This window comes from Paenibacillus sp. YPG26 (assembly GCF_023704175.1).
GTDB lineage: Bacteria > Bacillota > Bacilli > Paenibacillales > Paenibacillaceae > Fontibacillus.
Map to the genome: position 1 here is coordinate 1,697,816 of NZ_CP084530.1, position 23,234 is coordinate 1,721,049.

Below are 23,234 nucleotides of genomic sequence, written 5' to 3' on the forward strand. Positions count from 1 at the left end.
AGCTTTGGTTATTTTACGAGGAGAGGGGCGCCTAAGGCAGATGACACACATTCTGATCATGAACGGCCCGAATTTGAATTTGCTCGGGGTTCGTGAGCCTGGAATATACGGCTCCCTGAGCCTGGCTTCTATTGAGGAGAATTTGAGGAAGCAGGCAGAGGATTTGGGTATTCGAGTATCCTTCTTCCAGTCCAATCATGAAGGGCATATTATTGATCGTATTCAGGCAGCCATGGGTGAAGTGGACGGAATTGTGATTAATCCGGGCGCGCTGACTCATTACAGCTATGCCATTCGGGATGCCCTGACTACGGTGAAGATTCCGGTGGTCGAAGTACATATGTCCAATATCCACGCCCGCGAGGAGTTTAGACATAAGTCCGTGGTTGCGCCGATTGCCGTAGGTCAAATTGCGGGCTTTGGCGATGGAAGCTACTATCTGGGACTTACTGCAATATGCCGGTACCTCGAGAGCAGGAATTAAGGAGACCAATAATATGGCAAATAAACGGGTAATAAAGCTTAGGGAATCGCTGCGTCAGAGAAATTTGGAGGCGGTATTTATTACCAGTTCCATCAACCGCCGATATTTGTCTGGGTTTACGGGTTCCTCAGGGTATGTGCTGATCACACATCAGAAGGCATATTTGTTAACGGATTTCCGTTATATGACACAAGCTCCGCAGCAAGCGGCGGGTTACGAGGTCGTTGAGCACGGAGTATCGGTTGCTGAGACACTCAAGGAACTTCTTGCTGCCGAGAGAATCAGCCAAGTAGGCTTTGAGCAGGATGATGTCGTGTTCTCGGCTTACCGCAAATATGAACAGGAATTAGCTCCTGTACAGCTGGTACCGGTAACAGGGCTTGTAGAGCTGTTAAGAGTCTATAAGGATGATGAGGAGCTTGCGATCATGAAGCAGGCAGCCGATCTGGCTGACCGCACTTTCCATTATATGCTGGAGATTCTAAGGCCAGGAGTGACCGAGCTGGAGATGGCTTTGGAGATGGAATTCTTCATGCGCAAGAACGGTGCAACCTCATCTTCCTTTGACACGATTATTGCTTCGGGTGAGCGTTCAGCATTGCCGCACGGCGTTGCCAGTGATCGGGTTATTGGCAGCAATGAATTCGTGAAGATGGACTTTGGCGCCCTTCTGAACGGATATTGTTCGGATATTACACGTACGGTTGTTGTGGGCACACCTAGCGACAGACATCGCGAGATCTATGATATTGTGCTGGAAGCCCAGCTTCATACGCTTGAGCATCTACGTCCGGGCATGTCGGGTGCCCAGGCCGATGCGCTTGCAAGGGATGTCATTACAAGACATGGATATGGCGGCCAGTTCGGTCATAGCACCGGGCATGGCCTGGGTATGGAGGTTCATGAGTCGCCGCGGCTGTCCAAGCTTAGCGATACGATTCTGCAGCCAGGTATGGTCGTTACGGTGGAGCCTGGCATTTACCTGCCTGGCTTCGGCGGTGTGAGAATAGAGGACGATGTAGTGATTACGGAGAACGGAATTCGGCGTTTGACGGAATCGACGAAAGACTTTATTGTAATTTAGAATGGCATCAAGCATAATTATTGAAGTATTTGTCTAACTTGAGGAGGATTTTCTGTGATTTCAGTCAACGATTTTAAAACAGGCCTTACTGTAGAAGTAGATGGCGATATCTTCACCGTATTGGAGTTCCAACACGTTAAGCCGGGCAAAGGTGCAGCATTCGTTCGTTCCAAGCTGAAGAATCTGCGCAACGGGAACACGGTTGAGAAGACCTTCCGTGCTGGTGAGACGATTGGACGGGCTATGATCGAAAACCGCGATGTTCAATATCTCTATGCCAGCGGTCAAGAGCATACATTCATGGACAACGAGACTTACGATCAATTCTCCTTGAATGCAGACCAGCTAGAATGGGAGCTTAACTTCCTCAAAGAGAACATGAATGTGAAGATCGTCAGCTACCAGGGCGAAATCCTGGGAATTAACCTTCCTACAAGTGTTGAGCTCAAGGTTGTTGAGACTGAGCCAGGTGTTAAGGGCAACACGGCACAAGGGGCTACCAAGAGTGCGAAGCTCGAGACTGGACTTAGCGTACAGGTTCCTTTATTCATCAATGAAGAGGACGTACTGCTTATCGATACCCGTGAAGGTAAATACATCTCTCGCGCATAGTCTTCTTACTTTCACAGCGATTCCTCCATCTTCGGGATGGGGGAATTTTTGTGTACATATGCAAAAAGATTGACTTCCTAACTGACTTTCGTATTATACTGGTTTAAAGCGTTACTGATAATAGGGATTGATCTATGGAAACGCCGGAATTGGAGTATTATGATCAATGAGGAGTGAACCAACTTGGCTTTATACGTAATGAAATTCGGAGGGAGCTCTGTAGGGGATACAGAGCGAATGAAACGCGTAGCAAAGCGTATCGCAGAGAAACAAGACGAAGGTCATCAATGTGTCGTGGTTGTTTCGGCTATGGGGGATACCACGGACGATCTGATTGACCAGGCCAAGCTGCTGAACGCAGAACCGCCTGCTAGAGAAATGGATATGCTGATGACGAATGGTGAACAAATCTCGATTGCCATGCTGTCCATCGCGCTTCATGCTATTGGACGAAAGGCTGTCTCCTATACAGGTTGGCAGGCCGGCTTCCGAACCGAGTCCGTATTCGGGAAGGCCCGCATTACCGATATTCGCCCGGATAAAGTGAAGAAATCGCTCGAAGATGGTGCGGTTGTAGTGGTGGCCGGATTCCAAGGGATGACGGAAGACGGCGAGATTACCACGTTTGGACGGGGCGGTTCAGATACAACAGCGGTAGCACTGGCGGCAGCGATTGATGCCGATGTGTGTGAGATCTATACCGACGTTGACGGTATCTATTCTACAGATCCGCGGATTGTGAAATGTGCGCGTAAGCTGGATGAGATATCATATGACGAGATGCTTGAGCTCGCTAATCTGGGCGCAGCCGTGCTGCATCCCCGTGCCGTAGAGTACGCGAAGCATCACAAGGTACGTCTGGTTGTACGTTCAAGCTTTACCCATAATGAAGGCACAGTTGTGAAGGAGGAAGTCAGCATGGAGCAAGGTGTTGTAGTCAGTGGCATTGCTTATGATAAAAATGTGGCACGTATCAGTATTCTAGGTGTATCCCACGTACCAGGTGTGCTGGCCAAAGTGTTCGGTTCACTTGCGGCAGCTCAGATTGACGTTGATATTATTGTACAGAGCGGTGTGCAGGGCGGCAAAGCCGATTTCTCCTTCACAGTTGCCCTATCCGACAGAGAGAAGGCGCTTAGCGTGATTGAAGGCCTTCGCGGTGATCTTCCTTTCAGTGAAGTGAGCTCTGAGGATAATCTGGTCAAGATCTCGATCGTAGGCGCTGGAATGGTAAGTCATCCTGGAGTAGCGGCTCAAATGTTCGATGTCATCTCCAAAGAAGGAGTCAACATCAAGATGGTAAGCACATCTGAGATCAAAGTCTCCTGTGTGATTGACGGGGATAAGCTTGGTGAGGTTATCAAGGCCCTTCACACCGCTTATCAGCTGGACACCGAGGAACAGGCATTTGTCGGCGGACCTAAAGACCGCAGATAGTCTCCTAGCTTTCAACCGATAACTTAATTATTTTCATATCCTCTTTACCTTCAAGAAGGTTCACCGTATCAGCGGTGAATCTTCTTTTTTTTTTCTAAAAAGGCAATCCTGCGCATAAAGCTAGATAGAGGACAAGAAGGATAAGAGGGACAAGTGGGACAAGAGTAAGGAGGAAATTATGCTTGATAAATTTGTAGCCAGTATGGCAACTCTACGGATCATATCCGGGACCTTGGAGATTATTGCGGCCATACTCATGCTCAAGCTTGGCAGGATTGATAAAGCGCTCGCGGTGAATTCAGCCTTGGCCTTTGTGGGACCGACAGTCTTGATTGTAACCACTTCACTGGGGCTTATGGGGATGGCTGACAAGCTTTCTTGGGGGAAGATTGGCTGGGTGGCCTGCGGAGTGATCTGTCTCTTAATTGGTATTTTGAAAAAATGATAGATTTCCCCGTCATACCTGAAATTATTCGGGCATACACTTGTCTTAAGTAAAGTTACTAAACAATTCTAAAGTCTTACATGGCGGGGGTAAATATGAACCCAACTTGGTTGACCGTATTACCTGAACACATCTCACGTATGCTGCGCCGGCTCCCACCCGAGCTTCTGACGAACCTCGAAGAGCTTCGGATCAGAGAAGGACGGGCCCTTGAAGTCAACGCCGCCGGCCGTCATTATTTCGTAACTGAAGACGGAAATATGAGCCGGGATCCAGAAGCAGCCTTCAAGCCTGGACGGGAGGATACCCACCGGCTGCTCGATCAAATTACGAACCATTCCTTGTATACGATGGAGGAAGAACTTCGCCGGGGGTTCATCACCATTCCGGGCGGACACCGGATCGGACTGGCAGGCAGGACCGTTCTGAGTGGAGGCAAGGTCGAGCATATTCGCGATATCAGCGGCTTCAATATACGGATCGCCCGTGAAGTACAAGGGATCGCGGATCCTGTTCTTCCCCAGCTGCTTGATTTCAGACACCGGAGTGTGAAGCATACCTTGATTCTATCGCCGCCTCAACACGGCAAGACCACCTTGCTGCGCGATTTGGCCAGGCAGATTAGCAGGGGGACCTGGGGCCACCCGGAAGCCAAATGGCCAGGGATGAAAGTAGGAATTATCGATGAACGATCCGAGATCGCCGGCAGTCAGCGGGGGGTGCCGAGCTTTGATGTCGGGCCCCGCACCGATATTATGGATGCTTGTCCCAAGGCCGAGGGAATTATGATGATGATCAGGTCCATGTCACCTGAGGTCATCATTGTTGATGAAGTAGGCCGCGAGGAAGATGGGGAAGCGTTGGCCGAAGCCCTTCATGCGGGCGTGAGAGTGATTGCTACCGCACATGGAACCGATGCAGGGGAGCTGCTTCACCGTCCGGCGCTTGCCAGGCTTGCGGACCCTCCCTTTTTCCAAATGTATGTAATTCTGTCCAGATCAGACAAGGGTCTCTCGTTCAGGCTGCTGGACAGCAAGATGAGATCAATGCAGGTAGAGGAAGTGCGTTGGAAAGGTAGTGGGCAGCATGCTTAAGATGCTTGGGGCCGTGCTTGTCATCGTGGCTGGCACGATGGCGGGTTGGCTGAAGGCGAGGCAGTTCGCCAGTCGTCCGGATCAGATCCGGCGGTTAATACAGGCGCTGAAGAGGCTGGAGACGGAGATCACCTATGGGTTCACCCCTTTGCCAGAGGCGCTTCAGCGGATCGGCAAGCAGAATCAGGCTCCTATACGTTCGATTCTGATGAAGGCGGCTGAAGGGATGGACGGACAGGCTGGCATGACCGCACAGGAGAGTATTCATAAGGCCATTCATGAGGAATGGAGGCATACAGCGATGAAGACTGCAGAGCGGGACGTGCTGTACCAGCTTGCCTATTCGCTCGGGACAAGCGATCGAAGAGACCAGCTGAAGCATATCGAGACTGCGGTCCGTCAGCTGGAAGCCGAGGAGTCGGCCGCGAGAGAGGATCAGGGCAGGTACGAGAAGATGTTCAGAAGCCTGGGATTACTGACGGCAGCACTGATCGTGATCCTGATCTACTAGAAGAACCGGGGAGCATGGTTCTGTCCGCTCCTAACTGATAGCGAGGTGCCTTTTCATGAATTTAGAAGTTAATGCTATATTCCAGATTGCGGGCATCGGCATCATCATTGCGATGATTCATACGGTGCTGAAGCAAATGGGCAAAGAGGATATGGCGCACTGGGTGACCTTGATCGGGTTTGTGGTCGTGCTGTTCATGGTCATTCGGATGCTGGACAGTCTTTTTCAAGAAATCAAATCGATATTTCTGTTCCAGTAGGAGGCCCGGCCGATGGAGATCATCCAGATTGTCGGACTTGGGCTGCTTGCAGCGATCCTGATTCTGGTCATTAAGGAACAGAAGCCAATCTTTGCATTTCTGATCGCCGCTTGTACCGGCATTACCATATTTCTGCTAATCATTGGCAAGATCAGTTCCATTATTGATGTTCTCGAGGAGCTGGCCCAAGCCTCAGGAGTACAGCTGATCTACCTGAAGACGATCCTGAAGATTATCGGAATTGCTTACATTGCGGAATTCGGTGCCCAAATCGTGCGTGATGCAGGACAAGAAAGTATCGCTTCAAAAATTGAACTCGCCGGCAAAGTCTTGATTATGGTGCTCGCCATCCCGATCATTGGCATCATTATAGAGACCATTATGAAGCTGCTGCCGGTCTAGTGGAAATGGGGACAAGGAGGATGAAGCTCCACGACCTGAATTGGCACAAGAGAACGCTAATCCTCTTCATACTCGGCTTTATGATCTTCTGGCCGGCGAAGCTGTTCGCACAGTCACAGGACGAAGGCTGGATGAAGCAGCAGGCGTCTGAACTGCCGACGGATCAGGTCGAAGCTTATTGGAAGCATCTGATGAAGGATTACGGCGGATTCTTTCCAGATGAGAAGGTGCCTTCCTTTATGGACATGTTACTGCCCGGAGGACAGGAATTCAATGTGAAATCCGGCCTCTCGGCACTGCTCAAATATATGTGGCATGAGGTTCTGTACAACGGACATATCCTGGTTACCATTGTCATTCTGACTGTGTTCAGCTTGATTCTGGAGACGCTGCAGACCGCATTCGAACGGGGAAATGTCAGCAAGGTGGCCTACTCGATCTGTTACATGGTCATTCTAATTCTGGCAATCAACAGCTTCAATGTGGCCATCGGATATGCCACAGACGCCATCAAGGACATGATTGACTTCATGATGGCGATGGTGCCCCTGTTGTTTACGATGCTGGCTTCGATGGGGAACATCGTCACAGTAACGGTTACGCACCCGCTTGTAGTGTTCATGGTTCACACGGTAGGTACGCTCGTATACACGGTGGTGTTCCCGCTGCTGTTCTTCTCGGCGCTCCTTCATATAGTCAGCTCCTTATCGGACAAGTATAAGCTCACACAGCTGGCTAATCTCCTTCGTACCATCAGTATGAGCTTGCTCGGGGTTCTGCTTACGATCTTTCTAGGAGTCATTTCTGTAAAAGGAATTACCGGCTCGGTTGCCGACGGGGTAACCCTGCGTGCAGCCAAATATGTAACGGGGAACTTCGTTCCCGTTGTAGGGAAAGTGTTCGCGGATGCAACGGATACCGTCATCTCCGCATCCCTGCTGGTGAAGAATGCCGTGGGCCTTGTGGGTGTCATTGTAATTTTGTTCCTGTGCGCTTTTCCAGCCATCAAAATTCTGACACTGGCATTAATCTATAATCTCTCCGCAGCGGTTATGCAGCCACTGGGTGATTCCCCGGTTGTAACGTGTCTTGAGACCATTGGCAAGAGCATGATCTATGTGTTCGCAGCCATGGCTGCCGTTGGCTTGATGTTCTTTCTGGCCATTACCATCATGCTTACCGCCGGAAATATAACGGTGATGATGCGATGACAATGGACTAAGAGAGGGGTGAATCCATGACCTGGATTGCCAATTGGCTGAAGGAAATTATATTTGTGGTTCTCCTGGCGGGCTTTGTTGACCTGCTTCTGCCGAACCGGTCGTTCGAGCGTTATGTCAAGCTGGTGATCAGTCTGCTCATCCTGCTTACGCTAATGTCTCCTGTGGTCAAACTCATTGGCGGCGATCCGGTGCAGGAACTGCAGACGGCGCTCAATCAGACGACGAAGGAGCTTGACCCCAACATGGACAGCAGCAGTACCGATCAGATTGTTCAGCAGGGATTGGCACTCCGCAAGAAACAGGAAGCACAGTCGCTCGAATGGGCAGGCCAGGAGGTAGCAAGAGAAATGGAGCAGCAAATTGAGCATAAGGCGGGAATTCAGGTGGAGCGGGTGAAGGTCACACTCGCAGTAAATAACCAAACAAGCCGACAGGAGGATACCGTGCAGCAGCCTGCCGGGAAGCCTGTGATCAAAGAAGTGGAAGTGTATCTCGCAGCCAAAAATCCGCCTGTAACTGATGGAACACCATCAAGTGAGGGAATACAGAGTACTGCCATATCGGTTCCTGCTATTAAGCAGGTTGAGAAGGTGGACATTACTGTCAAACAAGATGGGGCATTGGATACGAAGCATCCGGGCACGGGGACATCGAAGGATGCCGAAGTACAGAGCCAGAGTGGAATCCATACCACAAGAAATCTGGAGATTACGAACCAACTGACAAAGGATTGGGGTATCTCAAGGACAATCATCAAGATTCATGAACCTGAGGAACAATCAGGGCAATAAAGGAGGTGGAGAGCATGGTGAAGTGGTGGAAGAAGCTTGAACAGTGGCTGGGGGCAGGACCGGAAGGCAGCAAAAAAATAAACACATTGAGACTGCTTATTATACTCGGACTCATTGGAGTGGCCTTCATGCTGATCAGTTCATTTGTAAATGTGAAGAAAATCGATACCGGAGGTGCAGGGCGTGAACCACCGGTTCAGAATCAGTCTCAGACCACTTCGGCTGTCTCCCAGCCCGAAGATGGGGACAGCTCCTTTGACAATATAGAGGGCAATCTGGAGAGTCGAACCAAGGAAATACTGGAGAAAATCGTCGGAGTAGGTACGGTGGATGTGATGGTTACGGTTGACTCAACGGAAGAAGTTGTGGTTCAGCGGAATATGAAGGATTCCCAGGAACAGACAGATGAAACAGACGCGGGAGGCGGGAAGAGGCATGTAACCCAATATACCCGGGATGGACAGATTGTGACTTATGAAGTGTCGGGGGACTCTAAGCCGCTCATTACGAAGAAGATCAAGCCGAGAATCCGCGGGGTCCTCGTGGTCGCACGGGGGGCGGAGAACAAGACCGTCAAGCAGCTGATTGTAGATGCCGTTGAGAAAGGCCTGAATGTTGCATCCTATCAAATATCTGTAGTTCCACGTAAGGGCACACAGTAAGAGGGTTGATTAATAATTAGGAGGTATATTTAATGAAAACGAACAGACAAACAATTTGGCTTGTGTCCATGCTTAGCTTGATGGTGATCCTCTCGGCATACTACCTGTTCACAGAAGAGTCAGCGGTCAAGGCTCCAAAGGTTGCTGATGGCCAACAGGTATCCGTCCAGGATAATACGGCTGCCAAAGACACGGCTCTAACCGAGGCACAGGAGGATTTGGTCGTAAAAGAAGTAACGGATATCAGTGATAAAGTAACGGCTGCGGAGCCAGGCGCAGCAGCAGACAATAGCAAGAACGATGCTGCAAAGAAAGACACCGCGGCTGCCGAGGTGAAGAGCCCAGAGAAGACAGCACCTGCTGATCAATCAGCAGTGTCCAGTGAAGACCCGCAGAAGGATGCCGAGGTACTGAAGAAGATTGAAGCCCAAGGCACAGCGGGCAACGATGCCATTACTAATTATCAGTACCAAAGAAATGAGGAGAACAAGAAAATCAATGATAAGCTCACACAGATTATTGCGGATCAGACGAAATCAGCGGAAGAAAGTGCAAAGGCTCAAAGAGAACTAGCCGCCTTGGAGGATAAAGAGGCGAAAATTTCCGATATTGAAGAGAAGCTGCAGCAGCAGTATGCGAATGCGGCGGTAACTCCGAAGGATGATGGATACACCGTGGTCGTGCTAAGTGACAAGCTCGAAGCCAAGCAAGCCGTTAGCATCGTGGACCTGGTGATTAAAGAGCTTGGAGTCGCCCAGGATAAAGTTAGAGTGCAATATGTAACCCAGTAAACATGTGAAATGCGTTTATAAAACGCGGTTTCTCAGCAATTAAGAAGCCTTGCGCAAGCAGAAGGGCCCAAGAATCTTGGGCTCTTTCTATTTCTTAGACTTGTGATATAATACATAATGCTATGTTCTAAGAAGGCCAAGGCTTGTGTGTTACAAAGCTGAAGGAGTGAAACTGACAATGTTCAAATTAAACGAAATCAAAGAGCTTATTAAATTGGTGGATCAGACCTCGATTCACGAACTTGAAATTGAGAATGAGGGAACAAGACTTGCAATCCGCAAGCCGGGCAAGACTGAGATTGTACAGGTACAATCCGCAGCAGCGCCTGTAACGCATGTAACTGCCGCTCCCGCGTCGGTACAGATTCAGCCTGCAGCAGAGCCAGCCGCTGCGCCATCTGGCGAAGGTGCCCCGCGTGCCGATGCTAATGCGAACTTACATACGATTGTCTCTCCTATGGTAGGCACATTCTATCGTTCCTCTTCACCTGACAAGGCTCCTTATGTCAATGTGGGCGATAAGGTCGGCGACAAGACCACGGTCTGCATTATTGAAGCGATGAAGCTGATGAACGAGCTTGAGGCTGAAGTCAAAGGGGAAATCGTTGAGATCCTGGCCGAGAATGGCCAGCTTGTGGAATATGGACAGCCCCTCTTTCTGGTGAAGCCGGAGTAATGAACGTAAGAAGGCGGTAATACACGCTATCTTTAGGGTGCCAAGGAGGATGCAGACTTGAAATTTCATAAAATACTTATAGCCAACCGCGGTGAAATCGCGGTGCGAATTATCCGGGCTTGCCGGGAACTGGGTATCCAGTCCGTGGCTGTATACTCGGAAGCGGATAAGGATTCCCTTCATGTCCGTTTAGCGGATGAAGCCTATTGTATAGGTCCAACCCTGTCCAAAGACAGTTATTTGAATTTTACGAATCTGATGAGCGTGGCAACGCTCACCGAGTGTGACGCAATTCACCCGGGTTATGGATTCCTGGCTGAGAATGCCGATTTTGCAGAGATCTGCGGGTCCTGCAACATCACGTTTATTGGACCGTCTCCGGATGCGATCACCCGCATGGGAGATAAGGCGGTAGCCAAGCAGACGATGATTGAAGCGAAAGTGCCTGTTATTCCTGGTTCGGACGGCCTGATTGAAGATATGGACCAAGCTATTATGGTAGCTCGTGATATCGGCTACCCTGTTATAATCAAGGCAACCGCCGGTGGCGGCGGCAAAGGAATCCGGATTGCGGAAGATGAGGATTCCCTTGTTCAGCAGATTACCACGGCACAGCAGGAGGCCCAAAAGGCTTTCGGCAATGCAGGTGTATATCTGGAGAAATATCTTACAGGCATGAAGCACGTTGAGATTCAGATTATCGCCGACAGGCATGGGAATGTTGCCTATTTGGGAGAACGGGATTGCTCCGTTCAGAGACGCAGACAGAAGCTGGTAGAGGAAGCTCCTTGCCCGATTCTAAGTCCTGAGAAACGTAAAGAGATGGGAGAAGCGGCAGTGAGAGCAGCTCAAGCCGTTGATTATTCCGGCGCCGGTACGCTTGAGTTCCTGTTGGGCCCTGATGGACAGTTCTACTTCATGGAGATGAACACCCGGATTCAGGTTGAGCATCCCGTAACCGAGATGGTTACCGGGATCGATCTGATTAAGGAAATGATCTCGGTGGCTGAAGGGAACCCATTGTCTTTCTCCCAGGAAGATGTCATTATTAACGGCTGGTCTATCGAATGCCGTATTAATGCCGAGGACCCGTCTCGTAATTTCATGCCGTCCCCAGGCAAGATAGGTTTCTATCTGGCACCGGGTGGACCGGGTGTCCGTGTAGACAGCGGAGCTTATCCGGGGTATGTGATTACGCCTTTCTATGATTCCATGATTGCCAAGCTAATCGTATGGGCTCCTACACGTGAGGAAGCTATTGCCAAAATGAAGCGGGCGTTATCCGAGTTCGCGGTAGAAGGAATTCACACCACGATTTCTTTCCATCAGAAGCTGCTGGAGCATCCAACCTTCATACGGGGGGATTTCGATATTAAATTTCTGGAAGAAAATGAGATTTAATAACTTGGACCCTGTTTGTCATAATGAGTCCAAAATGATATAGTATGTATAATAAGTGCGCTTGCCTACTAGTAGCATCCGCAAACTTATTGAGAGGTGGATGAAGACGACGATGAGTACTTTTCCTACAGAATATGAGAGAACCGAAATTGGTGAAATCCAAATTGCTCCCGAAGTCATTGAAGTAATCGCAGGTCTTGCTGCCGTTGAAGTTAACGGTGTGGCTGGCATGAGCGGCGGATTCGCTGGAGGCATCGCAGAGCTGCTGGGACGGAAGAACCTGTCCAAGGGCGTTAAGGTCGAAGTTGGTCAGCTTGAGGCTGCAGTCGATGTATCTGTGATTGTGGAGTATGGTAACCGCCTTCCAGAAGTGGCGACCGAAATTCAGCGTAACGTCAAGCGCTCGATTGAGACCATGACAGGGCTTACTGTTGTTGAGGTCAACGTACATATTCATGACGTTATCTTCAAGACAGCCGAGAAGATCGAGGAGTCGGAACTGAGCCACAGGGTGAAATAATGAATGCAGCGATTAACCCCTGACGAATCAGCGTCAGGGGTTTACTATAATCTTAAGGTGGGTGCACGTTCAGTGGCAAAAATCTTGGACAGACTTCTGCTGTTTATTTATAGTTTCAGCATAGGTATTCTATCCGTAATTGCGATTCTTCTCTTTACCGAAGCGGTACCTTTTCACATTGACAGCAGTTATGAGAAGACTCTGCTGAATGTATCAATTGCGGTTGCAGCTGTACTCTTCCTGCTCAGCATCCGGTTCTTCTATATTTCGATCCGGCGTGACAGGGCATCATTGCCCTCAATCGATCAGCGGACGGAATTCGGAGATATCCAGATTTCGGTGGAGACCATTGAGAATCTGTCCCTCAAAGCTGCATCACGGGTTAGAGGCATCAAGGATGTGAAGACACGAATCAAGATTACCGAGTCGGGATTGAGCATTATTATTCGCGCGCTAGTGGACGGGGAGAGCTCCATACCGACACTGACTGAAGAAGTTCAGAGGCAAGTCCATGATCACGTACAGGAGATTACGGGCATTCCGGTATCTTATGTATCCGTGTATATTGCTAATCTTGTTCAGTCGCCTACGATCAAAAGCCGGGTTGAATAGGGGTGGATTTCAGGGTGCTCTGGAAACAATTATGGGAGAGTCATAGAGGACGCTTGCTGGGTCTGGCTACCGCCCTGTTACTTTGTCCAATCTATCTGTTTTTCGGGTTTTGGAACATGCTTTTCTGCGCGCTGCTCTTGTACATCGGTTATACAATCGGTAAGTATAAAGATCTTGGCCAGGGCTCGTTCATCCCATGGGCGGAGATACGTGACTGGCTCGGTGCGCGCTGGCGTCCTTTTAAATGATTCCTGTGATATGCTTTCTCCGAAAAAAACTGCTGCTATACGGTGTGCCTTCGGTAAACTCCGTATAATTCTGCTCATTTTTTTGTTGCGGAGAGCATTTCACGGGTTTTTTTCTGTCAATAGTCATGCACACTATATGGAATGAACTACACACAAAATACATCCATGATCCATACAAGGGATGTCCAGAGGTTAACCTCGAGGAGGAAGTTAATGAAAAGACGATTAGCTAGGGAAATATCGGTACAAAGCCTGTACCAAATGGAAATGAATGATGTCGAAGCAAATGAGGCCGTTACAATGCTTCTGTCAGAAGCCGGCGGGGAGAACGAGAGTGAAGTTGAACTCAGCGATATGGGGACTCCGGAATTCGTGCTTGAGCTGGTCAACGGAGTCTGGGAGAAGAAAAGCGAAATCGATGCCCTTCTCGGTGATTATCTGAAAGGGTGGCAGATCAGCCGGTTGTCCAGAGTGGACCGTCAGGTCCTGCGCTTGGCGGCTTATGAGATGATCTACCGTGATGATGCGCCTGCCAAGGTGGTTGTGAACGAAGCCATAGAGCTGGCGAAGCACTTCGGAACTGCCGAATCCGGCAAGTTCGTTAATGGGGTTCTGGGGAAGATGATTCAGGATCTGGATCAATTGAAAAACAAACAGTAAAACAAACAAACAGTTAAAAAACAAATCATGGAGAGGGAGAGAGATAATGACAGCACAAATAATTAGTGGGAAACAGGTAGCTGAGGAAATTCGCCAGGGTCTGCGTGAGGAGATGGAGAGACTGGCAGAGACGGGATTCAAGCCAGGTCTTGCGGTAGTGATTGTTGGAGAAGATCCTGCTTCCCAGGTCTACGTCCGTAATAAAGACAAGGCTTGCCATGACCTGGGATATTATTCCGAGGTTCATAAGTTAGAGGAATCCACTACCCAGGAAGAACTGCTTGCCCTGGTTAACAAGCTGAATCAGCAGAGCAACATTCATGGCATCCTTGTACAGCTTCCACTGCCTAAGCATATTGACGAGAAGTCCGTAATTAATGCCATTGCTGTGGAAAAAGACGTGGATGGATTCCATCCAGTGAATGTGGGTAATCTGGTCATTGGAGATGACAGTCTGCTTCCTTGTACCCCTGCAGGTGTGATTGAGCTCATTAAGCGTACGGGTCTTGATATGGCCGGCAAGCATGCCGTTGTGATCGGACGCAGTAATATTGTAGGCAAGCCAGTGGCTCTTCTGCTGCAGCGGGAGAACGCTACGGTTACAATGTGTCATTCCCGTACAGCCAACATGAAAGAGCTTACCCTTCAAGCGGATATTCTGGTTGTTGCGGTTGGCAGAGCCAATTTCATTGATGCGTCCTATGTGAAGCCGGGTGCGGTAGTTATCGATGTTGGCGTGAACCGTCTTGATAATGGCAAGCTCGCTGGCGATGTTGATTTTGACAGCGTGAAGGAAGTCTCCGGGCCAATCACACCGGTTCCAGGCGGAGTAGGTCCGATGACGATTACGATGCTGATGAACAATACGATGGTGGCAGCAAAGCGTCTTAGCGGTCTGGAATAATCCATCTTTCATAACCTGAAGGGGGGATCCCCGTGAATCAAAGAATCTTCTCGATAAAGGAACTGAACCGGTATATCCGAATGAAGCTGGAATCGGACACGCTTCTGTCCGAAGTGTGGATACGGGGAGAAATCTCGAACTTCACACACCATTCAAGCGGTCACATGTACTTCACCTTGAAAGATAAGGACAGCCGGATCAAGAGCATTATGTTCGCTTCTCACAACCAGCGGCTGCCTTTTATTCCGAAAGAGGGATCAAGGGTGATTGCAAGAGGCAATGTATCGGTGTACGAAAGAGACGGGCAGTACCAATTCTATGCGACCCATATGCAGCCGGATGGGATAGGCAGCTTGTATCTCGCCTATGAGCAGCTGAAGAAGAAGCTTGAAGATGAAGGATTGTTTGAGCAGTCCCGTAAAAGAGCTCTGCCGCGTTATCCGAAGACGATCGGTGTAGTTACGTCTCCAACAGGTGCCGCAGTGCGGGATATCATAATCACCTTACAGCGGCGATATCCGCAGGTGCCGATCATCCTGCACCCCGTGCTTGTGCAGGGCAAGCAGGCAGCGCCTTCGATTGTGAAGGCACTGCGTACTCTGAACAGCATGGGAGAGGCCGATGTAATCATCGTCGGCCGGGGCGGGGGCTCACTCGAGGAGCTGTGGGCCTTCAACGAGGAGATTGTGGCCCGGGCTATCTATGAATCGGCAATCCCCGTCATCTCGGCCGTGGGCCATGAGACTGACTTTACGATAGCCGATTTCGTAGCCGATCTTCGCGCAGCCACGCCTACAGCCGCTGCCGAGCTGGCCGTGCCGCATGCCGCCGAGCTGCGGGCGCTGCTCGGCCAGCGCGAGCGGGAGCTTCAGCAGGGGCTGAAGCACCGTCTGGCTCGCGCCCGGGAGCGGCTCGCGCGCCTCCAGCGCTCGCCGGTGCTCGTGCATCCGCGGCGGAGCCTGCTCCAGCACGCCGAGCGGCTCGACATGCTGAAGCATCGTCTCGCCAGCCGCATGCATGCCCGCGCGCTCTTGACGAGCGAGCGGCGCGGCCGCCTGCATGCGAGGCTCCTGCGGTTCCATCCGCAGGAGCAGCTGCAGTACGCGAAGCGGCGTCAGTCGGACGCCGCAAGGCAGCTTCGCCAGGCAATGCTGGCGGTGCTCAAGGATAGATCCGCTCAGCTGACTGCAGGGATTCGTCAGCTCGATGCGCTGAGCCCACTCAAAGTCATGGGCAGGGGCTACAGCTTGGTCTATGATGAACAAGGTTCACGCTTAATTAAATCGCTGGATGAAGTCCAACCTGGGGATATGCTGAAGATCAAAGTCACCGACGGTGAACTGGATTGTCAGGTATGGGGGATGCAGCGGGAAGGAGACAGTCATGGAACAGGAGAAGGACATTAATTTTGAAGAGGCCATGAGTCAGCTCGAAGAGATCGTGTCTAAGCTGGAACATGGAGATGTGCCGCTTGAGACGGCAATCGATCTGTTTCAGCGGGGGATGCAGCTGTCCCAGCTCTGCGGTCAGAAGCTGGTACAAGTCGAGGGAAAGATCGAGATGATTGTTGAATCAGACGGGGAGATTACGAAGAAGCCTTTTGCAGCTCCGGTCGAAAGTGGTGAATCAGGTGAGTAGTCAGCCTTCATTCGGCTCCTATATGGAAGAAATCAACAAGCTGGTCACCGGTGGACTTCAAGACTTTATTCCAGGGGAGTGGGTTGTTCCCTCCTCTCTCCATGAAGCCATGCGTTATTCCTTAATGGCCGGAGGCAAACGCATTCGTCCACTGCTCGTCATTGCTGCGGCGGAGTCGCTGGGCGGGAGCCGTGAAGCGGCGCTGCCCGTCGCCTGCGCCGTAGAAATGGTACATACATATTCACTAATCCATGATGATCTACCGGCGATGGATAATGATGATTTCCGCAGAGGCAAGCCTACGAACCACAAGGTGTTCGGTGAGGCGTCAGCTATTCTTGCGGGTGACGGTCTTCTTACCCATGCCTTCTACAGCATTGCCCAGGCAAGCCGGAGATACCATGTTCCTGCTGAACAAACGTTGGCCATTGTAGAAGAGCTGTCTTTGTACGCAGGGCCCAAAGGTATGGTCGGCGGGCAGGCAGCGGATATGGAAGGTGAGCAGGGGATTACAAGTCTCGACCAGCTGAAATACATCCATATGCACAAGACAGGCGATCTCATCGTCTTCTCGTTGAAGGCCGGGGGCCGGATTGCTTCCGCTTCTCTGGAGCAGCTCAGGGCGTTGGAGACTTTTGGCCGAAGCATTGGACTGGCATTCCAGATTCAGGACGACATCCTGGACCTGATTGGCAATGAGGAAAAGCTGGGTAAGAAGACACAAAGCGATGTAGTGATGAATAAAGTGACATACCCATATTTTATTGGACTGGAGGAGTCGAGAGCTGAGGTGGACCGGCTTACCTTGCTTGCCAAGGAGGCGATCGGTGGTGGAACCATTCCCCATCCGGACCGTCTGCTTCAAATGGCCGACTTTCTGCTTAACCGCGATCATTAGAGACAAGATTTGGGACAAAAGGAGGCTGCAGGCCGGCACAGATTATTGCAGCGCTTACTTTTGTGGTATAATGATCACAATTACCTGAGGGAAATTTGTACTACTCACCATGACAAATCCAAATTGAAGAAAGCGGGGAAATCATGTGCTGCTTTCACAAATTCATGAACCCAATGATTTAAAAAAATATTCTGTAGACGAGCTGGACAACATCGCCCAGGAAATACGCGATTTCCTGATTCAGAAGCTGTCCGCTACGGGTGGGCATCTTGCGCCGAATTTAGGTGTGGTAGAGCTCACGCTTGCCCTTCACTATTGTTATAACAGCCCTGACGACAAATTTATATTTGACGTTGGCCATCAGGCATATGTCCACAAGATCCTGACCGGACGAATGGAGCAGTTCGATACACTTCGCAAGTACAAAGGCTTGAGCGGATTTGTGAAGCGGAACGAAAGTGAGCATGATGTCTGGGAAGCCGGGCACAGCAGTACTTCTCTGTCGGCGGCAATGGGCATGGCCTTGGCAAGGGATCTCAAGGGCGGAACGAACAAGGTAGTCGCAATTATCGGAGATGGTGCCCTTACTGGGGGAATGGCATTTGAAGCCATGAATCACATCGGTCATGAGAAGAAGAATCTTATGGTTATACTGAACGATAATGAGATGTCGATCGCTCCGAATGTGGGTGCCATGCATAATTATTTGAGCAAAATCCGATCGGACCGGACCTATCTTCGGGCCAAGGACGAGGTGGAGCTTCTGCTTAAGAAGATTCCGGCCATTGGGGGCAAGCTGGCGAAGACGGCAGCCAATCTCAAGGATAGCCTGAAGTATATGATCATGAACGGTGTTCTGTTTGAAGAGCTTGGCTTCACCTATCTGGGACCCGTTGACGGACACGATCTTCCCAAGCTGATCGAAGTCTTTAAGCAGGCTGATAACGTGACAGGTCCTGTACTTGTGCATGTTCTGACTACGAAAGGCAAGGGGTATTCACCCGCTGAAGCGGATTCGCACAAGTGGCATGGCATCTCGCCTTACAAGATTGAATCGGGCAAGGTGCTGAAAGCTGTTGGAAATCCGATGTATACGGAAGTGTTCGGTCAGACACTGATTGAGCTTGCGGAGCAGGATTCCCGTATCATTGCTGTAACCCCAGCTATGCCGGGAGGATCGGGTCTTCTTAAATTCGCGGAGAAGTTCCCTGATCGGATGATCGATGTGGGCATCGCTGAACAGCATGCGGCAACCATGTGCGCAGCTCTGGCTATGGAAGGGATGAAGCCGGTGTACGCGGTGTATTCCACTTTTATGCAGAGAGCTTACGACCAAATCATCCATGATATTTGCCGTCACAATGCCAACGTGATGTTCGCCATTGACCGTGCCGGGTTTGTTGGCGCTGACGGGGAGACGCATCAGGGCGTGTATGATATTCCTTTTTTGCGCCATATTCCGAATATGGTTCTGATGATGCCCAAGGATGAGAACGAGCTGCGTCATATGATGAAGACCGCTCTCGAGTACAATGATGGGCCTATTGCTTATCGTTATCCTCGAACCAACGTGCCGGGAGTTTCTATGGATGTGGAATTGGTACCTATTCCAATCGGTACCTGGGAGAAAGTGCGGGAAGGTGATGGGACAGCCATCATAGCCGTCGGGACAATGGTCCAAGTTGCAGAGGAGGCGGCTGAGCAGCTGAAGCGTGAAGGTATCCAAGCAGCAGTGATCAATGCAAGATTTATTAAGCCGCTTGATGAGACTATGCTGCTTGAGCTTGCCAAGACCCACGCCAAGATGGTGGTCATTGAGGAGTCAACCATTGCGGGTGGCCTTGGAAGTGCCATTCTGGAATTCTATGCTCAGCAAGGCATTTCCGGTCTTGACATACGCTTGATGGGAGTTCCTGACAAGTTCATTGAGCATGGCAGTATTAAGGAACAGTGTCAAGAAGTGGGTCTCACAACCGAGGCCTTGATAGAACAAGTTCAAAAGCTGCGGAATGATCACCATTTCGCATTTGGTAAGAAGACGCTGCCTTCGTAGGCAGCTTCTTTAATGAAGTCGGGACTACAGGAGATGAACATGGCTGGTTCTAAGGAACGGATAGATGTCCTGCTTGTGGAGCAAGGATTTTTTGAGAGCAGAGAGAAGGCGAAGGCAGCTATTATGGCCGGTCTGGTGTATGGGGATACGGAACGGATTGAGAAGGCCGGAACCAAGATTCCGCGTGACACCCAGCTTAACGTGAAAGGGGCTATACACCCCTACGTGAGCCGTGGAGGTCTTAAGCTTGCCAAGGCGATAAATACTTTTGGATTAGATATGAGCGGACGGGTTATGCTCGATATCGGCGCGTCAACGGGTGGGTTCACCGACTGTGCGCTTCAGAACGGAGCGTCTTATGTCTACGCGATAGATGTAGGTTACAATCAGCTGGATTGGTCGCTGCGTAATGACGAGAGGGTCAATGTCAAGGAACGCATGAACTTTAGGTATATGACCCCGGAAGATCTGGATGGCCCGGTGCCTGATTTCGCGAGTATTGATGTTTCTTTTATTTCCCTGAAATTAATTCTGCCTCCGCTTAAGAGTCTGCTGAAGCGGCCGGCTGATGTCGCTGCGCTGATTAAGCCTCAATTTGAAGCGGGCAGGGACAAGGTGCCAAAGACTGGAGTTGTCCGTGATGCCAAGGTACATCAGGAGGTGATGGAACAAGTGCTTACTTTTGCCGTAGAGGAAGGCTTTGGTATTAAGGGATTAACCTTCTCGCCTATCACCGGAGGGGAAGGTAATATCGAATTTCTGGTGCACCTTCGGCTTGATCCGGATGAGCAGAATGAGGGAGATTCTAAGTTGAATATACCGGAGCTTGCCCGCAACGTTGTAGAAGAAGCTTCGGGTACCTTTAACCCTCAACATAAATGAGCCGCTGCCTGCAGCGGTTTTTTTTCGGGATTGAAACTCTTTTAATAAATCTTGTATAATGAGAACAAGTGTTTCTTTTTTGGTTGGTCCGTATATTTATGTATTAGAAAAAGGATGAGGTCCTTCCCTTGTCGAATTACCCTTTGAGGTGATGGAATAGGTATGCAGGCAGATGGATTTTTAATAGTTGTTGTCGTTGCCATTCTGTTGTATCTGATCTACCGGAGTGTTCAGTCCTGGCTGCGTAGGCCGGCATTGTTAAGACGCGGACTTCACTTCGATCTGAATGAGGACATTCCTGGTCACCCTGCTGTGGAATTGCTGAAGGAGCACGGGTACGAGGTGATCAGCGGCAAGCTTCGGGTACCTCTTACCTTCATGGTTAACCATACGAAGCTGCACAGCCGGCTGTTTATCGATTATGTAGCTACCCGGGAAGATGAACTGTATTTAGTTAGATTAGCTCGTGCAAGACAGCCACTAGAATGGACTGGCAGCGGAGTCCGCCAGGAACTGCTCCCATTTCTTTTGTTATATCCGGATTGTTCAGGTTTATTATATATCGATGCCGAGCATAGTGAGATTAAAGTCATCGTACTGGATTCTGATGATGAATAAGCCGAATATTAGGCATTTACGGAGGAATGTATGAAAGGCCAAAGACATATCAAGATACGTGAAATTATTACCGGACAGGAAATTGAAACCCAGGATGAACTCGTAGAAGCTCTGCGTGAGGCGGGTTATCAGGTGACTCAGGCCACGGTATCCAGGGATATAAAGGAGCTTCTGCTCATTAAAGTTCCAATGGACGATGGCAGGTACAAGTATTCACTTCCGGTCGATCAAAGGGCTAATCCGGTACAGAAGCTGAGGCGCTATCTGGTTGACAGCTTTGTACATATTGATTATACAGGGAACCTGGTTGTGATGAAGTGTCTGCCGGGAACCGCGAATTCCGTAGCTGTACTGATTGATAATATGGAGTGGCCAGAGATACTGGGCACAATCTGCGGAGACGATACGATATTGATCATCTGCCGAACGGAAGAGTACAGCAAGTCCATTATTAATCAAATTATGAGTTTTATTCCTTAATAGGCGGACGGAGGTGCGCTCATGTTAGTTCACTTGTCAATTAGAAACCTGGCCGTAGTTGAATCGGTTGATGTTACATTCCATCGAGGCTTTCATGTTCTTACTGGGGAGACGGGTGCCGGCAAATCCATTATTATAGATGCTCTTGGCTTCATTGCGGGAGGACGGGGGTCAGCCGATCTGATCCGGTACGGTTGCGACAAGGCAGAGATTGAAGCCTCCTTTGATCTGCGGGGCAATCATCCTGCATGGAGTACGCTCGAAGGCTTGGGCATACATGCCGATCCGTCAGAGGAGCTTATCATTCGCAGGGAGATCAGTGCGCAGGGTAAGAGTATCTCCAGGATCAACGGTCAAATGGTGAATTTGAGCATGCTCAGAGAGATTGGCGACCAACTGATCAACATTCATGGTCAGCATGAGCACCAGACGCTGCTTCGTCCAGAGCGGCATCTCCATTTGCTGGATGCATTTGGATCCGACATTCTGGCCCCGCTAAAGGCAAGTTATCAAGCGACCTATTCCGCGTTTGTTAAGGTGGAGAAGGAATGGAATGAGCTCCAGAAATCCAGTCAGCAGACATTCCAGATGCTGGATATGTACCGTTACCAGATTGAGGAGATCGCAGCCGCCAAACTAAAAGCCGGAGAAGATGAATTACTTGCGGAAGAAAAGGTCAAGCTATCCCATAGTGAGAAAATGATGGATTCCATCTCGGGTGCCTATGAGCTGCTCAACGGTTCACATGGGCTTGAAGCTGTAGCCAAAGCCATATCCAGGTTCGAGGATATTGCCGGTTATGATTCCAAGGGAATCGGGCCGATCCTGGAACAGCTGCAATCCGCTTATTATCAGCTGGAAGATGCCTCATTTGCTCTGCGGAATTACCGGGATGGCATTGAGGTTAACTCTGGCCGGCTGGACGAGGTACAAGAAAGGCTGGATTTCATTTCGACCTTGAAGCGCAAATATGGGGACAGTATTGAGCGAATCCTTGCCTATTATGATCAGATCACACAGGAGACCGACACGCTGGAGAACAAGGATGAAATTCTGGAGAGACTGAGTGCCCGCAGGGAGAAGCTGCTTACCCAGCTTCTTGAAGAAGGGGAGGCATTAAGTCAGGCACGGCAGCGGTGCGCCGACGACTTGGCCATTCAGATCGAAGCTGAGCTGAAGGATCTGCAGATGGGCCGTACCTCCCTCAAAGTTAAATTTGGCCGGCTTGAGGATCCATCGGGAGTGGAGTGGAGAGGTCAGCGTATCCGCGTAAGCCGGCAGGGCCTGGATACGGCCGAGTTCTTGATCTCACCAAATCCAGGCGAGCCGCTAAGGCCGCTTGGCAAGATTGCTTCTGGTGGTGAGCTGTCCAGGATGATGCTTGCCTTGAAGAGCATTTTTGCAAGACATGATGAAGTGCCGGTTCTAATATTTGACGAAGTGGATACGGGAGTTAGCGGCCGGGCAGCCCAGTCCATAGCAGAGAAGCTGTACAAGCTGTCAGCAACCTGTCAGGTGTTCTCAATCACACACCTTCCTCAGGTAGCCTGTATGGCTGACAATCAGTATCTTATTGAGAAGACGGTTCATGACGGCCGTACCATGACTCAAGTGGAGGCTTTGACGGAGACAGGCCGGGTGAAGGAGCTTGCCCGTATGCTCGGCGGGGTTGAAATTACGGAGAAGACCCTGCATCATGCCCAGGAAATGCTCGGGTTGGCAAGGGATCAGAAGGCTGAGGTTACTTGCCGGAGTAATGATTGACAGTAATAAATGGCCTGCTCGGGGGTATCTTATAGGTACGCAATTGGCGACCACCTTTTCGTCAAGCGATAGAAGCTAAGGGAGC

General features: G+C 50.2%; 28 protein-coding genes. All 28 read left to right on the forward strand.

The annotated features are described in order from the left end of the window. Positions 1–40: 40 nt before the first annotated feature. Complete coding sequence (aroQ, locus tag LDO05_RS07875) at positions 41–484, forward strand: type II 3-dehydroquinate dehydratase (RefSeq protein ID WP_251378292.1); 444 nt, start codon at positions 41–43, stop codon at positions 482–484. A 13-nt stretch (positions 485–497) separates the two neighbouring features. Continuing rightward, positions 498–1,568 (forward strand): M24 family metallopeptidase, encoded by a 1,071-nt coding sequence (locus LDO05_RS07880; RefSeq protein WP_251378293.1) that lies wholly within the window; start codon positions 498–500, stop codon positions 1,566–1,568. A 54-nt stretch (positions 1,569–1,622) separates the two neighbouring features. Next, positions 1,623–2,180: an elongation factor P gene (gene efp / locus LDO05_RS07885; protein WP_251378294.1), complete on the forward strand. Its 558-nt coding sequence runs from the start codon at positions 1,623–1,625 to the stop codon at positions 2,178–2,180. A 183-nt stretch (positions 2,181–2,363) separates the two neighbouring features. Beyond that, complete coding sequence (locus LDO05_RS07890; protein WP_251378295.1) at positions 2,364–3,617, forward strand: aspartate kinase; 1,254 nt, start codon at positions 2,364–2,366, stop codon at positions 3,615–3,617. Positions 3,618–3,795: 178 nt separating this feature from the next. Beyond that, on the forward strand, positions 3,796–4,062 hold the full coding sequence (locus LDO05_RS07895; RefSeq protein ID WP_251378296.1) for a YqhV family protein: 267 nt from the start codon (positions 3,796–3,798) through the stop codon (positions 4,060–4,062). A gap of 95 nt (positions 4,063–4,157) precedes the next feature. After that, on the forward strand, positions 4,158–5,156 hold the full coding sequence (gene spoIIIAA / locus LDO05_RS07900; protein WP_251378297.1) for a stage III sporulation protein AA: 999 nt from the start codon (positions 4,158–4,160) through the stop codon (positions 5,154–5,156). Continuing rightward, a complete protein-coding gene (spoIIIAB, locus tag LDO05_RS07905) occupies positions 5,149–5,667 on the forward strand; it encodes a stage III sporulation protein SpoIIIAB (protein WP_251378298.1) in 519 nt (172 codons plus the stop codon). Before spoIIIAA ends, spoIIIAB begins: the two co-directional genes overlap by 8 nt. Positions 5,668–5,722: 55 nt before the next feature. After that, positions 5,723–5,926, forward strand: coding sequence for a stage III sporulation protein AC (spoIIIAC, locus tag LDO05_RS07910; RefSeq protein ID WP_068616922.1), 204 nt, complete (start codon positions 5,723–5,725; stop codon positions 5,924–5,926). 12 nt (positions 5,927–5,938) lie between these two features. Beyond that, positions 5,939–6,328 carry a stage III sporulation protein AD gene (gene spoIIIAD, locus LDO05_RS07915; RefSeq protein ID WP_251378299.1) on the forward strand — a complete coding sequence of 130 codons (390 nt, stop codon included), beginning with the start codon at positions 5,939–5,941 and terminating at the stop codon, positions 6,326–6,328. A 20-nt stretch (positions 6,329–6,348) separates the two neighbouring features. Then, positions 6,349–7,539, forward strand: coding sequence for a stage III sporulation protein AE (spoIIIAE, locus tag LDO05_RS07920; RefSeq protein ID WP_251378300.1), 1,191 nt, complete (start codon positions 6,349–6,351; stop codon positions 7,537–7,539). A gap of 26 nt (positions 7,540–7,565) precedes the next feature. Then, positions 7,566–8,342 (forward strand): stage III sporulation protein AF, encoded by a 777-nt coding sequence (spoIIIAF, locus tag LDO05_RS07925; protein WP_251378301.1) that lies wholly within the window; start codon positions 7,566–7,568, stop codon positions 8,340–8,342. Positions 8,343–8,356: 14 nt separating this feature from the next. Next, positions 8,357–9,004 carry a stage III sporulation protein AG gene (gene spoIIIAG, locus LDO05_RS07930; protein ID WP_251378302.1) on the forward strand — a complete coding sequence of 216 codons (648 nt, stop codon included), beginning with the start codon at positions 8,357–8,359 and terminating at the stop codon, positions 9,002–9,004. A gap of 32 nt (positions 9,005–9,036) precedes the next feature. Continuing rightward, a complete protein-coding gene (locus tag LDO05_RS07935) occupies positions 9,037–9,795 on the forward strand; it encodes a SpoIIIAH-like family protein (protein WP_251378303.1) in 759 nt (252 codons plus the stop codon). 178 nt (positions 9,796–9,973) lie between these two features. After that, positions 9,974–10,471, forward strand: a complete 498-nt coding sequence (gene accB, locus LDO05_RS07940; RefSeq protein WP_251378304.1) for an acetyl-CoA carboxylase biotin carboxyl carrier protein — start codon at positions 9,974–9,976, stop codon at positions 10,469–10,471. A gap of 57 nt (positions 10,472–10,528) precedes the next feature. Then, positions 10,529–11,872, forward strand: coding sequence for an acetyl-CoA carboxylase biotin carboxylase subunit (gene accC, locus LDO05_RS07945; RefSeq protein ID WP_251378305.1), 1,344 nt, complete (start codon positions 10,529–10,531; stop codon positions 11,870–11,872). A 112-nt stretch (positions 11,873–11,984) separates the two neighbouring features. Continuing rightward, entirely contained in the window at positions 11,985–12,392 is a 408-nt protein-coding gene (locus tag LDO05_RS07950; protein WP_251378306.1) for an Asp23/Gls24 family envelope stress response protein, read from the forward strand. A gap of 72 nt (positions 12,393–12,464) precedes the next feature. Beyond that, positions 12,465–13,004, forward strand: a complete 540-nt coding sequence (gene amaP / locus LDO05_RS07955) for an alkaline shock response membrane anchor protein AmaP (protein ID WP_251378307.1) — start codon at positions 12,465–12,467, stop codon at positions 13,002–13,004. A gap of 14 nt (positions 13,005–13,018) precedes the next feature. Further along, the gene (locus LDO05_RS07960) at positions 13,019–13,252 is read left to right on the forward strand and encodes a DUF2273 domain-containing protein (protein WP_251378308.1); all 234 of its coding nucleotides are present in this window, start codon (positions 13,019–13,021) and stop codon (positions 13,250–13,252) included. A 213-nt stretch (positions 13,253–13,465) separates the two neighbouring features. Beyond that, positions 13,466–13,912: a transcription antitermination factor NusB gene (gene nusB / locus LDO05_RS07965; RefSeq protein WP_251378309.1), complete on the forward strand. Its 447-nt coding sequence runs from the start codon at positions 13,466–13,468 to the stop codon at positions 13,910–13,912. A gap of 46 nt (positions 13,913–13,958) precedes the next feature. Beyond that, a complete protein-coding gene (gene folD / locus LDO05_RS07970; protein WP_251378310.1) occupies positions 13,959–14,816 on the forward strand; it encodes a bifunctional methylenetetrahydrofolate dehydrogenase/methenyltetrahydrofolate cyclohydrolase FolD in 858 nt (285 codons plus the stop codon). An 80-nt stretch (positions 14,817–14,896) separates the two neighbouring features. Continuing rightward, positions 14,897–16,222, forward strand: a complete 1,326-nt coding sequence (xseA, locus tag LDO05_RS07975; RefSeq protein WP_276575589.1) for an exodeoxyribonuclease VII large subunit — start codon at positions 14,897–14,899, stop codon at positions 16,220–16,222. Beyond that, positions 16,200–16,454 (forward strand): exodeoxyribonuclease VII small subunit, encoded by a 255-nt coding sequence (gene xseB / locus LDO05_RS07980; protein WP_251378312.1) that lies wholly within the window; start codon positions 16,200–16,202, stop codon positions 16,452–16,454. Before xseA ends, xseB begins: the two co-directional genes overlap by 23 nt. A 22-nt stretch (positions 16,455–16,476) precedes the next feature. Then, positions 16,477–17,352, forward strand: coding sequence for a polyprenyl synthetase family protein (locus tag LDO05_RS07985; protein WP_251378659.1), 876 nt, complete (start codon positions 16,477–16,479; stop codon positions 17,350–17,352). 145 nt (positions 17,353–17,497) lie between these two features. Continuing rightward, positions 17,498–19,405 carry a 1-deoxy-D-xylulose-5-phosphate synthase gene (gene dxs, locus LDO05_RS07990; RefSeq protein WP_251378313.1) on the forward strand — a complete coding sequence of 636 codons (1,908 nt, stop codon included), beginning with the start codon at positions 17,498–17,500 and terminating at the stop codon, positions 19,403–19,405. A gap of 39 nt (positions 19,406–19,444) precedes the next feature. Then, complete coding sequence (locus tag LDO05_RS07995; protein ID WP_251378660.1) at positions 19,445–20,287, forward strand: TlyA family RNA methyltransferase; 843 nt, start codon at positions 19,445–19,447, stop codon at positions 20,285–20,287. 162 nt (positions 20,288–20,449) lie between these two features. Continuing rightward, a complete protein-coding gene (locus tag LDO05_RS08000) occupies positions 20,450–20,905 on the forward strand; it encodes a hypothetical protein (RefSeq protein WP_251378314.1) in 456 nt (151 codons plus the stop codon). A 30-nt stretch (positions 20,906–20,935) separates the two neighbouring features. After that, positions 20,936–21,385: a transcriptional regulator AhrC/ArgR gene (gene ahrC, locus LDO05_RS08005; RefSeq protein WP_251378315.1), complete on the forward strand. Its 450-nt coding sequence runs from the start codon at positions 20,936–20,938 to the stop codon at positions 21,383–21,385. A 21-nt stretch (positions 21,386–21,406) separates the two neighbouring features. After that, positions 21,407–23,149 (forward strand): DNA repair protein RecN, encoded by a 1,743-nt coding sequence (gene recN, locus LDO05_RS08010; protein ID WP_251378316.1) that lies wholly within the window; start codon positions 21,407–21,409, stop codon positions 23,147–23,149. Positions 23,150–23,234: the final 85 nt, after the last annotated feature.